Source organism: Curtobacterium salicis (genome assembly GCF_011759505.1).
Lineage (GTDB): Bacteria > Actinomycetota > Actinomycetes > Actinomycetales > Microbacteriaceae > Curtobacterium > Curtobacterium salicis.
On the sequence record NZ_JAAOYO010000003.1, the window covers coordinates 518,773 to 530,433 of the forward strand.

The 11,661-nt window shown below is 68.1% G+C and carries 9 protein-coding genes and 2 tRNA genes; 8 read left to right on the forward strand and 3 right to left on the reverse strand.

Annotated elements, in window-relative coordinates; all coding sequences use genetic code 11:
• Positions 1–132: 132 nt before the first annotated feature.
• The 5 genes from gyrB (at position 133) to E9228_RS11015 (ending at position 5,626) form a co-directional block, all read left to right on the forward strand.
• The gene (gene gyrB, locus E9228_RS10995; RefSeq protein WP_166780589.1) at positions 133–2,154 is read left to right on the forward strand and encodes a DNA topoisomerase (ATP-hydrolyzing) subunit B; all 2,022 of its coding nucleotides are present in this window, start codon (positions 133–135) and stop codon (positions 2,152–2,154) included.
• A gap of 112 nt (positions 2,155–2,266) precedes the next feature.
• Positions 2,267–4,951: a DNA gyrase subunit A gene (gyrA, locus tag E9228_RS11000; RefSeq protein ID WP_208385841.1), complete on the forward strand. Its 2,685-nt coding sequence runs from the start codon at positions 2,267–2,269 to the stop codon at positions 4,949–4,951.
• Complete coding sequence (locus E9228_RS11005) at positions 4,944–5,351, forward strand: DUF3566 domain-containing protein (RefSeq protein ID WP_166780590.1); 408 nt, start codon at positions 4,944–4,946, stop codon at positions 5,349–5,351. The genes gyrA and E9228_RS11005 overlap by 8 nt, the downstream gene beginning before the upstream one ends.
• A gap of 72 nt (positions 5,352–5,423) precedes the next feature.
• Positions 5,424–5,500, forward strand: a tRNA-Ile gene (locus E9228_RS11010).
• A gap of 53 nt (positions 5,501–5,553) precedes the next feature.
• Positions 5,554–5,626 (forward strand) — tRNA-Ala (locus E9228_RS11015).
• 641 nt (positions 5,627–6,267) lie between these two features.
• Here the strand turns inward: E9228_RS11015 and E9228_RS11020 are convergent.
• A complete protein-coding gene (locus E9228_RS11020; RefSeq protein ID WP_166780591.1) occupies positions 6,268–6,846 on the reverse strand; it encodes a hypothetical protein in 579 nt (192 codons plus the stop codon).
• Between the two features lie 114 nt (positions 6,847–6,960).
• Between E9228_RS11020 and E9228_RS11025 the strand changes: the two genes are divergently transcribed.
• Both E9228_RS11025 and E9228_RS11030 read left to right on the forward strand, forming a co-directional pair.
• On the forward strand, positions 6,961–7,500 hold the full coding sequence (locus tag E9228_RS11025; protein WP_166780592.1) for a peptidylprolyl isomerase: 540 nt from the start codon (positions 6,961–6,963) through the stop codon (positions 7,498–7,500).
• 212 nt (positions 7,501–7,712) lie between these two features.
• Positions 7,713–8,357, forward strand: a complete 645-nt coding sequence (locus E9228_RS11030) for a rhomboid family intramembrane serine protease (protein WP_341849864.1) — start codon at positions 7,713–7,715, stop codon at positions 8,355–8,357.
• Positions 8,358–8,757: 400 nt separating this feature from the next.
• On the opposite strand, the gene E9228_RS11035 is transcribed toward E9228_RS11030, so the two are convergent.
• On the reverse strand, positions 8,758–9,012 hold the full coding sequence (locus tag E9228_RS11035; RefSeq protein WP_110902913.1) for a cell division protein CrgA: 255 nt from the start codon (positions 9,010–9,012) through the stop codon (positions 8,758–8,760).
• Positions 9,013–9,095: 83 nt separating this feature from the next.
• On the opposite strand from E9228_RS11035, the gene E9228_RS11040 reads away from it, so the two are divergent.
• A complete protein-coding gene (locus E9228_RS11040) occupies positions 9,096–9,734 on the forward strand; it encodes an anthranilate synthase component II (RefSeq protein WP_166780594.1) in 639 nt (212 codons plus the stop codon).
• Between the two features lie 80 nt (positions 9,735–9,814).
• Here E9228_RS11040 and pknB read toward each other — a convergent pair whose 3' ends face one another.
• A complete protein-coding gene (gene pknB, locus E9228_RS11045) occupies positions 9,815–11,605 on the reverse strand; it encodes a Stk1 family PASTA domain-containing Ser/Thr kinase (protein WP_341849865.1) in 1,791 nt (596 codons plus the stop codon).
• Positions 11,606–11,661 lie beyond the last annotated feature (56 nt).

The following is an 11,661-nucleotide window of genomic DNA, read 5'->3' on the forward strand; positions in this document are numbered from 1 at the left end:
CAGACGAAATCATCCATCCGTCTGGGATTCGTCGCTCTGTGGGGCGTACGGCCCCCGGACCGGGGCCTCGCTGCGGTAGACTGGGGAGTGCAGTGTGCGGGCGTTCCGCGCGCAGGCAGGAGCACTCTCGACATGACATCTGAATCTGACGACGACCAGCGAGACCCGCAGAGTGACGAGGCCCAGCCGCAGGAGCGGGCCCCGCAGAGCGAACCATCGTACGGCGCAGACCAGATCCAGGTGCTCGAGGGCCTCGAAGCCGTCCGCAAGCGCCCGGGCATGTACATCGGGTCCACGGGCCCACGCGGTCTCCACCACCTGGTGCAGGAGATCGTCGACAACTCCGTCGACGAAGCCCTGGCTGGCTACTGCGACACGATCAACGTCACCATCCGTGAAGACGGCGGCGTCCGCGTCATCGACAACGGCCGTGGCATCCCCGTGGACATCCACCCGAACGAGGGCATCTCGACGGTCGAGCTCGTGCTGACCGTCCTGCACGCGGGCGGCAAGTTCGGCGGCGGCGGCTACGCGGTGTCCGGTGGTCTGCACGGTGTCGGCTCCTCCGTCGTGAACGCGCTCTCGAGCGAGCTCGACGTCGAGGTCCGTCGGCAGGGACACGTCTGGCGCCAGAGCTACACCGACGGTGTGCCGGTGTCGCCGCTCTCGCAGGACGAAGCCTCCGACGAGACCGGCACCACGATCACCTTCTGGCCGAACGCCGAGATCTTCGAGTCGGTCGAGTTCGACTACGAGACGCTGCGGACCCGCTTCCAGCAGATGGCGTTCCTCAACAAGGGCCTGCGCATCACGCTCGTCGACGAGCGCACCCCGGCCGAGGGTGAAGAGGCCCGCAAGGACTCCTTCCGCTACGAGCGCGGTCTGGCCGACTACGTCGAGTACCTCAACGCGCAGAAGAAGGCCGACCTGGTCCACCCCGACGTCATCGGGTTCGAGTCCGAGGACCCGGAGCGCAAGATCGCGCTCGAGGTCGCGATGCAGTGGAACACCTCCTACCAGGAGAGCGTCCACACCTTCGCGAACACGATCAACACGCACGAGGGCGGCACCCACGAAGAGGGCTTCCGCTCCGCACTGACGTACCTGGTGAACAAGTACGCCCGCGAAGCGAAGATCATCAAGGAGAAGGACGACAACCTCACGGGTGACGACATCCGTGAAGGGCTGACCGCCGTCATCTCCATCAAGCTCGGCGAACCGCAGTTCGAGGGCCAGACCAAGACGAAGCTCGGCAACACCGAGGCCAAGGGCTTCGTGCAGCGCGTCGTCGGCGCCGAGCTGACCCACTGGTTCGAGAGCAACCCGACGCAGGCGCGCGACGTCGTGCGGAAGGCGATCCAGGCCTCCCAGGCGCGACTCGCTGCGCGCAAGGCGCGTGAGACCACGCGCCGCAAGGGTCTGCTCGAGTCCGGTGGCATGCCCGGCAAGCTCAAGGACTGCCAGTCGAAGGACCCGACGCTCTCCGAGATCTTCATGGTGGAGGGCGACTCCGCCGGTGGTTCCGCCGTGCAGGGCCGCAACCCGATGACGCAGGCGATCCTGCCGTTGCGCGGCAAGATCCTCAACGTCGAGAAGGCCCGGCTCGACCGTGCGCTCGCCAACCAGGAGATCCAGTCGATGATCACGGCGTTCGGCGCCGGCATCGGTGAGGACTTCGACCCGGACAAGGCCCGGTACCACAAGATCGTGCTCATGGCCGACGCCGACGTCGACGGCCAGCACATCACGACGCTGCTGCTCACCCTGCTGTTCCGCTACATGCGGCCGCTCATCGAGCGCGGCTACGTGTACCTCGCGCAGCCGCCGCTGTACCGCCTGAAGTGGTCGAACTCGGCACACGAGTACGTCTTCAGCGACCGGGAGCGCGACGCGATGCTGCAGACCGGCATCGCCGCCGGCAAGCGCATCCCGAAGGACAACGGGATCCAGCGCTACAAGGGCCTCGGCGAGATGGACTACAAGGAGCTGTGGGACACCACGATGAACCCGGACACCCGGACGCTCCTGCAGGTCACGCTCGAGGACGCGGCAGCGGTGGACAGCGTGTTCGCCACGCTCATGGGTGAGGACGTCGACGCTCGTCGCCAGTTCATCCAGCAGAACGCGAAGGACGTCCGCTTCTTGGACATCTAGGCCGGGAGGCGCGGCGTGAGCCGCGTCGACCCGACCCGACCCCACGTGGTCGCGCCCGGCGCGACCAACGGACGACGAGCCTCCAGGCTGTCAAGGAAGGCAACGCAAGCACATGGCTGACGACAACGAGAACGGCGCCGACGAGCCCGAGATCGTGCACGGCGACAGCGGGGACATCGTCGTCTCCGGTGACCGCATCTCGCAGGTCGACCTGCAGCTCGAGATGCAGCGCTCGTACCTCGACTACGCGATGTCCGTCATCGTCGGCCGTGCCCTGCCGGAGGTCCGCGACGGCCTCAAGCCGGTGCACCGCCGCGTGCTCTACGCGATGTACGACGGTGGGTACCGTCCTGACCGGGCCTTCTCGAAGTGCTCGCGTGTGGTCGGCGACGTGATGGGGCAGTTCCACCCGCACGGTGACAGCGCGATCTACGACGCGCTGGTCCGTCTCGTGCAGCCGTGGTCGCTGCGCTACCCGCTCGCACTCGGGCAGGGCAACTTCGGTTCACCCGGCAACGACGGTGCAGCGGCCCCGCGGTACACCGAGACCAAGATGGCCCCGCTCGCCCTCGAGATGGTGCGGGACATCGAGGAAGAGACCGTCGACTTCCAGGACAACTACGACGGTCGCACACAGGAGCCGGCGATCCTGCCGGCCCGCTTCCCGAACCTGCTCGTCAACGGCTCCGTCGGCATCGCCGTCGGCATGGCGACGAACATCCCGCCGCACAACCTGCGCGAGGTCGCCGCCGGCGCCGTCTGGGCGCTCGAGCACCCCGACGCGACGCGCGAGGAACTCCTCGAAGCGCTGATGCAGCGCATCAAGGGCCCGGACTTCCCGACCGGCGCGCAGATCCTCGGTACCCGCGGGATCGTCGACGCCTACCGGACCGGCCGCGGATCGATCACGATGCGAGCCGTCGTCAGCGTCGAGGAGATCCAGGGCCGGACCTGCCTCGTCGTCACCGAGCTGCCGTACCAGGTCAACCCGGACAACCTGGCGATCAAGATCGCCGAGCTCGTCAAGGACGGCCGTCTCGCCGGCGTCGCCGACATCCGCGACGAGACCTCCGGTCGTACCGGACAGCGCCTCGTCATCGTGTTGAAGCGTGACGCGGTCGCCAAGGTCGTCCTCAACAACCTGTACAAGCACACGCAGCTGCAGGAGAACTTCGGCGCGAACATGCTCGCCATCGTCGACGGGGTGCCCCGCACCCTGGCGCTCGACGGGTTCATCAGCGCGTGGGTCGACCACCAGGTCGAGGTCATCGTCCGCCGCACCCAGTTCCGGCTGCGCGAGGCCGAGAAGCGCGCACACATCCTGCGCGGCTACCTGGCGGCGCTCGACGCCCTCGACGAGGTCATCGCGCTCATCCGTCGGTCGCCCGACGTCGAAGAGGCCCGCAACGGCCTGATGGAGCTGCTCTCCGTCGACGAGATCCAGGCCCGTGCGATCCTCGAACTCCAGCTGCGTCGTCTGGCCGCCCTCGAGCGCCAGAAGATCCACGAGGAGGCCGAGGCCCTCGAGCTGAAGATCGCCGACTTCGAGGACATCCTCGCCCGCCCGGAGCGTCAGCGCACGATCATCATCGACGAGCTCACCGAGATCGTCGACCGCTTCGGCGACGACCGTCGTACCGAGATCATGCTCGGCTTCGACGGTGACATGAGCATGGAAGACCTCATCCCCGAGGAAGAGGTCGTCGTCACCATCACCCGCGGTGGCTACGTCAAGCGCACCCGCAGTGACCAGTACCGCTCGCAGCACCGTGGCGGCCGTGGCGTCCGCGGCGCCCAGCTCCGTGCGGACGACGTCGTCGACCACTTCTTCGTCACGACGACGCACCACTGGCTGCTGTTCCTCACGGACCAGGGCCGCGTGTACCGCGCGAAGGCGTACGAGCTGCAGGAGGCCGGGCGTGACGCCAAGGGCCAGCACTCGGCGAACCTCCTGGCGATGCAGCCGGACGAGAAGATCCAGCAGGTGCTCGACATCCGCGACTACGAGGCAGCGCAGTACCTCGTGCTCGCCACCGAGCAGGGTCTCGTGAAGAAGACCGCGCTCACCGAGTACGACACGAACCGGTCCGGCGGCATCATCGCGATCAACCTGCGCGAGGGCGACAAGCTCCGCTCGGCGCTGCTCGTCGACGAGCACGACGACCTGCTCCTGGTCTCCCGCCACGGCATGTCGCTCCGCTTCACCGCCACCAACGACACCCTGCGCCCGATGGGTCGATCGACCTCCGGCGTGAAGGGCATGTCCTTCCGTGGGGACGACGCGCTGCTGTCGGCGTCGGTGGTCTCGGACGACGGGTTCGTCTGGGTCATGACCGAAGGCGGTTACGCCAAGCGCACGTCGGTCGACCAGTACCGGATCCAGGGTCGTGGTGGTCTCGGCATCAAGGTCGCCCGTCTCGCCGCGGACCGGGGCGACCTGGTGGGGGCCCTGATCGTCGGCGAGGACGACGAGGTGCTCGTCGTGCTGCAATCGGGCAAGGTGGTAAGGTCTGCCGTGGCCGAGGTCCCCGCCAAGGGCCGGGACACGATGGGGGTCGTCTTCGCGAGGTTCGCGGAGAACGACCGGATCATCGCTGTGGCCCGCAACAGTGAGCGGAACCTGGACGACCAGGAGGACGCCGAGATCGAGCCCGCGGGCCCGGTCGAGACCGTCAGCCCGGACGAAGCGGTCGCCGACGCCGCCGACGCAGAGCTGGTGGAGGAAGTCTCCACCGACGCACTGCCCACCGACGCCGCGCCTGTCGAGGCCGGAGAGGACGAGTCAAGCAATGAGTAGTGTCGCCGAGAAGCTCCAGCGGAAAGCGAAGCGGCCCGTCGGGACTCGTCAGGTCCGACTCCGCCTGGTCTACGTCGACTTCTGGTCGATGGTGAAGCTGTCCTTCCTCATCGCCCTTGCCGGGTCCATCGTGATCGTCGTCGCCACCGCGCTGGTGTGGGTCATCCTCAACCAGACCGGCGTCTTCACGCAGATCGACAGCCTGCTGAAGGACGTCACCGGGCAGAACAGTTACTCGATCATGGACCAGTTCTCGCTGGGCCAGGTGCTCGGGTTCTCGATCGTCGTGGGCATCCTCAACGTCGTCGTCGGGACCGTGCTCGGCGCGATCGTCAGCGTCCTGTACAACCTCAGCGTGCGGATCACGGGCGGCGTGCTCGTGGGCTTCACCAACAACTGACCCGGTCCGGGTGGGCCGACTCGCTCGATTTCGCTCAGGCGCGATCGTGGGGTAGGCTTTCATCCGGTCTGAGGGGCTATAGCTCAGGCGGTTAGAGCGCTTCGCTGATAACGAAGAGGTCCAAGGTTCAAGTCCTTGTAGCCCCACCACAACTCAACTCCCGCGTCGGAACTCTCGACGTTGCGTCCGGTCCGGTCGCTCCGGGGCCTTAGCTCAGTTGGTAGAGCGCTGCCTTTGCAAGGCAGATGTCAGGAGTTCGAATCTCCTAGGCTCCACTCCCTCGGCGTGAGCTCTGCTCCGCTCGTTCCTCGCTTCGCCTGTCTCGGTCGTCGTGCCGATTCGCGCCGCCGCCCCTGCGGCGCGTCGTCGTGCGTGCTTGCGTCCAGCGCGTCGGCGTCTGCCCTCGATCCCGCTGCGTCGTCGTCCCCCGTCGCTCCCGCTGCTTCGGTTCCGGTGCGCTCGCCAGCCGGGCCTCCAGGCGACGGTTCGTGACCGGTGGGCGGGAGTCCCGCGCGGTGTCCTGACCGGACGGGCTGCTGGCGGTGGCGGCCTGCCGAGGTCGCAGGACTCGCCGCGCGCCGATCGTCGAGGTCGCGGGAACTGTCGGCTTCGGCGCCCGTCGGCGGCAGATCGTGCGACCTCGGCGGAGGGGAGGCGGCGTGTTGTGCGACCTCGGAAGCGGGCGCGGTCGGGTGCAGCCGGTGCCGACCACCTGCCGAGGTCGCAGGACTCGCCGCGCGCCGATCGTCGAGGTCGCGGGAACTGTCGGCCTCGGCGCACGCCGGCGGCAGATCGTGCGACCTCGGCGGAGGGGAGGCGGCGTGTTGTGCAACCTCGGCGGCGAGAGCACGCTCGCCACCCGGGAACGACGAAGGGCCCCGGCGCAGTGCCGGGGCCCTTCGAGCGAACCAGGAGGTCAGGCGGCGGGCTTGCCCACGTTGTCCGCGTCATCGGCGACCCAGAGGTCGTCGTCAGCGCGGAGCGTCTGGTAGGCGGCGTACGCAGCACCGGCGACCGCAACGACACCGACGATGATGAGGGCGACCCCACCGAACCCGATGCCCTGCTTCTTCGGTGCGACGGCCGGCACGTACTTGCCAGCAGCCTTGCGCGCGGTCTTGCTGCGCTTCTGTGCTTCCTTCACGATCTTCTGCACGCGAGGGTCCTTGGCCAGGTCCCCGACGCTGAGCACGGAGCCAGCGGTGGAGATGAGGCCGGGGACGACCTCGGACTGGAACCGGTGCGAGGCGTTCTGCGCCGCAGAGGTCGCAGCATGCACCCCCGATGCGACCGCGGGACGGAGCCCGTTGTCGATCGCGTTCTGCACGCGGGGAGCGAGGTCCTTCCGGGCAGCATCGGCGGCGTGTCCCCGGGCCTCGGCCAGGATGGCGTTCGCGTGCTCCAGGACCTTCCGCTGCTCACCGAGCAGTGAGGCGGTCTTGCCCTTGAGCTTCTTGATCTGCTTCCGGCGCTTGCGCGGGATCTCGATCGACATTCGGTACCTCCATGGGTCGACGTGACCCCATCCTGCCACCCGAGCGGCTGACAGGTCACAGAACCCCGGCTGTGCGTCCCGTGCACATCCAGCGGCACATGCGAGAATCGGGTCATGTCTCTGCACACCGCTGTCGCAACGATCCACACCAACAAGGGCGACATCCGCGTCAACCTGTTCGGCAACCACGCACCGAAGACCGTCCAGAACTTCGTCGGTCTCGCGACCGGCACCCAGGAGTGGACGCACCCCGGCACCGGCAAGGTGTCGACCGACAAGCTCTACGACGGTGTCGTCTTCCACCGCATCATCAAGGACTTCATGATCCAGGGCGGCGACCCGCTCGGCCAGGGCATCGGCGGCCCCGGGTACCGCTTCGACGACGAGATCTCCCCGGAGCTCACGTTCCAGAACCCGTACATCTTCGCCATGGCGAACGCTGGCCTCCAGGGCGGCCGCGGCACCAACGGCTCGCAGTTCTTCATCACCACGGTCGCGACCCCCTGGCTGCAGGGCAAGCACACCATCTTCGGTGAGGTCGCCGACGACGAGTCCCGTGCGGTCGTCGACGCGATCGAGGCCGTGCCGACCGACGGTCGCGACAAGCCGGTCGACGACGTCGTGATCCAGAGCATCGACGTCGAGGACGTCTGAACCGAGTGACCGACTCCACCTCGGCTTCGTCGAACACCTGTTACCGGCACCCTGATCGGCAGAGCTTCGTGCTCTGTCAGCGCTGTGGGCGGACCATCTGCCCGGAGTGCCAGACGCCGGCGGCGGTCGGGGTGCACTGCCCCGAGTGCGTCCGTGAGCAGCGGGCGAAGTTCACGGAGAACCGTCGCGCGTCCGGTCCGAGCAGCCTGACGGTGGCTCGGCGCCGGTTCGCGATGCTCGACCAGAAGGGCACCGTCGTCCTCATCGCGGTCTCGGTGGCCATCTGGCTGCTCGACCGGGTGTCCGGCGGGTTCCTGAGTCAGTGGCTCGCGTACAACTCGGCCCTGCTCCCGACACAGCCGTGGCGCATCGTGACCGTGCTGTTCGTGCACTCGGGCTTCTTCCACATCCTGTTCAACATGTGGGCGCTGTTCATCTTCGGGCGGATGCTCGAGAACATGCTCGGGACCTGGCGGTTCCTCGCGCTGTACTTCATCGCGGGGATCGCCGGGTCGATGCTCGTCACGTTCCTGGCACCGGGGACGTGGGTCGTGGGCGCATCGGGAGCGATCTTCGGGTTGTTCGCGGCGTTCTTCGTCCTGCAGCGCAGCCTCGGCAACAACGCGGTGCAGCTGCTCGTCATCATCGGGCTGAACCTGGTCATCGGCTTCCTGCCCGGCACGAACATCTCGTGGCAGGCGCACGTCGGTGGTGTCCTCGCCGGGTTCGTCACCGGGTTCGTCTTCGCGCGGACGCGCAACGTCCGACAGCGCGGACTGCAGGTGGCGCTGCTGACCCTGGAGGCCGTGGTCGCCATCGCGCTCTGCTTCGTCGGGTACGCGGTCACCACCGGCTGACGCCGCCACGCCTGGTCCACCGAACGCCCCGTCGCTCTCGCGGCGGGGCGTTCTGCCGTCCCCGGTTGTGCGACAGCAGGGCGACGTGGTGCAGTGCAGCAGGCTCGACCTGGTTCTCCACACCTCCCACCGGAGTTCTCCACAGCTGTGGACAGATCGGTGAGTTACACGGGTGTGATTATCCCCACTGTGGAGGAGCCTGTGGACAACTCGGGCACGGGGGTGGGGACAGGGGTGTGGAGAACTGCACGATCTGTGGAGAACTGCGGACGTGCCTCCTGGGCGACGGATCGTCCAGACCGTTGCTTGTGGAGAGAGCCCTCGACGGCTGCGGCACCGACGACGACGCCCGCCGCACCGGGAACGGTGCGACGGGCGTCGAGGAAGCGTGCGGGCGGTGTCAGCGCCAGCGCGTCGTCATGAGGAAGCCGACGAACATGATGCCGAAGCCGATCAGGATGTTCCACGAGTTCAGCGACGGGACCGGCAGTGTGCCGCCCGAGACGTAGAAGACGATGACCCACGCGAGCCCGATCAGCATGAAGCCGAACATGACGGGCTTGAACCACACCGGGTTCGGCTGGTCCCCCGCGGTGTCCACCGAGTCGGCTCGGGTCGTCCGGGCGGGCTTGGTGCGGTCCTTGTCCATGGCCATGGCCGGTATCCTACCGTCACCATGCGTGAGTTCCGGCCCGCCGGAGGCGACTCACATCCCCCCACGAGTACGGTGAGCGGCCCATGACCAAGATCCTCGTCGTCGACAACTACGACAGCTTCGTGTACACCCTCAACGGCTACGTCCAGCAGCTCGGCGCGGACACCGACGTCGTCCGCAACGACGCCTTCCCCGAGGACGAGATCGCCGACCGGATCGCGGAGTACGACGCTGTGCTGCTCTCTCCCGGCCCGGGCACGCCCGCCGACGCCGGAGTCTCGATCCCCACCGTGCGTGCAGCGATCGCAGCCGACAAGCCCCTGCTGGGCGTGTGCCTCGGTCACCAGGCGATCGCAGAGGCCCTGGGCGCCACCGTCACGCACGCCGACGAGCTCATGCACGGCAAGACGTCCCAGGTCGACCACGACGACAGCGTGCTGTTCACGGGCGTCCCGCACCCCTTCACCGCGACGCGGTACCACTCGCTCGCGATCGTCGACGGGACGGTCCCGGACGAACTGACCGTCACGGCCCGCACCGCCGGCGGCGTCATCATGGGTGTCCAGCACCGCGATGCGCCCGTCTACGGCGTGCAGTTCCACCCCGAGTCCGTCCTGACCGAGGGCGGCTACCGGATGGTCGGCAACTGGCTCGAGACCGCCGGCCTCAGCGGAGCAGCCGAGCGTGCAGCCGGCCTCGGGCCGCTGATCTCGGGCCGCTGATCTGGGGCCGCTGTCCGCAGCCCGCTGATCTCAGGCCGCTGACCGCAGCCCGCTGACCGCGCGGGCAGCCAGACCGGTGGTCAACCGTCCTTGTCGTCCCCGGCGCCCTGGCCCTTGTCGTTCGCCGGGGGTGCCGGCTGCCGCGACGGCTGCGCCGACGCCGCGCAGTACGTCAGGATCACGGTGCTGCCCTGGGCGACATCGCCCGACGGGACACTCTGCTGCGTGACGGTGCTGCCCGTGCACGCGTACGACGGGGACGGCTGCACGGTCAGTCCGAGTCCGGCCAGCGTCGAGTTCGCGGTCTCGAAGGGCTGCTGGGTCACGTCCGGCAGTTGCACCTTGCCGTTCGAGACGACCAGGTCGACGACGGAGCCCTTCTCATGCGAGCTGCCCGAGGCCGGGTCCGTGCTGAGGACGGTTCCCTCCGGGACGGACGGCGAGTAGTCGGAGTCGACTGCCCCGACCGTGAAGCCGGCGTCGGTGAGCGCACTCGTCGCCGCGTCCTGCGACTGCTCCTCGACGTTCGGGACCGCGATCTTCTCGACGCCGAGCGAGTAGTAGATCCGGACGTCCTGACCACGCGCCACCGAGGTGCCCTTGCTCGGGACCGTCTTGATGACGTCGTTGCGGTCCGCGGTGTCCGAGTTCTGCGCGACCCCGATCGGATCGAGCCCGCTCTTCCGGAGGGTCGCCCGGGCGTCCTTGTACGTCTGCCCGGACACGTCCGGCACGCTGATCGAGGAGTTCACCGGCGGCTTGCCCGGCGTGAGGTTGGCGACGAAGTAGCCCATCGCCGCGATGACCGCCGCGGTCAGGATGATGCCGAGCCAGATCCACGCCACCGGGGGTCGCCGCTGCGTCCGCTGGGGACGGTGCTCCTGCGTGTCGTCGAGCTCGCGGAAGGCCACGTCGGCGTTGCCGGCAGCGCGCGGGTTGACGTTGAACAGGAGCGAGGCGTCGTCCGCTGCGGCGGCAGCGAGCTTCTTCTTCGAGATCGGGACGTGACCGGCGGCGGCCTGCTGCAGGTCGCGTCGGAACTCGGCGGCGTTCTGGAACCGCCGTGTGCGGTCCTTCACGAGCGCGTGCAGGGTCACCGCATCGAGCGCGGGCGACACCGTCGACGTGATCGTGGACGGCGCGACGGGCTGCTCGCTGACGTGCTGGTACGCGACCGCCACCGGCGTGCTGCCGCGGAACGGGGGTCGTCCGGTGAGCAGCTCGAAGAGCACGATGCCGGTGGAGTAGAGGTCGGTGCGGGCGTCGACGGTCTCACCGCGGGCCTGCTCGGGCGAGAAGTACGACGCCGTGCCGAGGATCGAGGTCGTCTGGGCGACGGTCGCGGACGTGTCCGTGATGGCCCGGGCGATGCCGAAGTCCATGACCTTGACTTGGCCGGAGTGCGTGATCATCACGTTGGCCGGCTTGATGTCACGGTGGACGACCCCGGCGCGGTGTGAGAACTCGAGGGCGGTGAGGATGCCCTCGACGATGCGAGCGGCTTCTTCCTGCACGACCGGGCCCTCGGCGACGATGTCGCTCAGCGGACGGCCCTCGACGTACTCCATGACGATGAACGGCACTTGGGACTCGGCGCCCGAGGACTCCCGCACGGTCTCTTCGCCGGCGTCGTAGACGCGCACGATCGTCGGGTGGGCCATCCGTGCGGCCGCCTGGGCTTCCTGGCGGAAGCGCGTGCGGAACGCCGGGTCGTTCGCGAGGCTGGGCTTGAGCAGCTTGACGGCCACGCGTCGGCCGAGACGTGTGTCGGTCCCGACGTGGACGGTGGCCATGCCCCCGCGACCGATGACGTCACCGATCTCGTAGCGGTTGGCGAGGAGCGTGATCCCCGCGGTCACACCTTCTGGCACGTACTCCTCCGAATGTCCGTCCGAGCAAGTGTACGGCAGGGGTCTCTGGAGGGAGG

Coding starts and splice junctions, on each gene's coding strand:
- gyrA (WP_208385841.1), top strand. CDS start 2,267: ATGGCTGACGACAACGAGAACGGCGCCGACGAGCCCGAGATCGTGCAC.
- E9228_RS11005 (WP_166780590.1), top strand. CDS start 4,944: ATGAGTAGTGTCGCCGAGAAGCTCCAGCGGAAAGCGAAGCGGCCCGTC.
- E9228_RS11025 (WP_166780592.1), top strand. CDS start 6,961: ATGTCTCTGCACACCGCTGTCGCAACGATCCACACCAACAAGGGCGAC.
- E9228_RS11020 (WP_166780591.1), bottom strand. CDS start 6,846: ATGTCGATCGAGATCCCGCGCAAGCGCCGGAAGCAGATCAAGAAGCTC.
- gyrB (WP_166780589.1), top strand. CDS start 133: ATGACATCTGAATCTGACGACGACCAGCGAGACCCGCAGAGTGACGAG.
- E9228_RS11035 (WP_110902913.1), bottom strand. CDS start 9,012: ATGGCCATGGACAAGGACCGCACCAAGCCCGCCCGGACGACCCGAGCC.
- E9228_RS11040 (WP_166780594.1), top strand. CDS start 9,096: ATGACCAAGATCCTCGTCGTCGACAACTACGACAGCTTCGTGTACACC.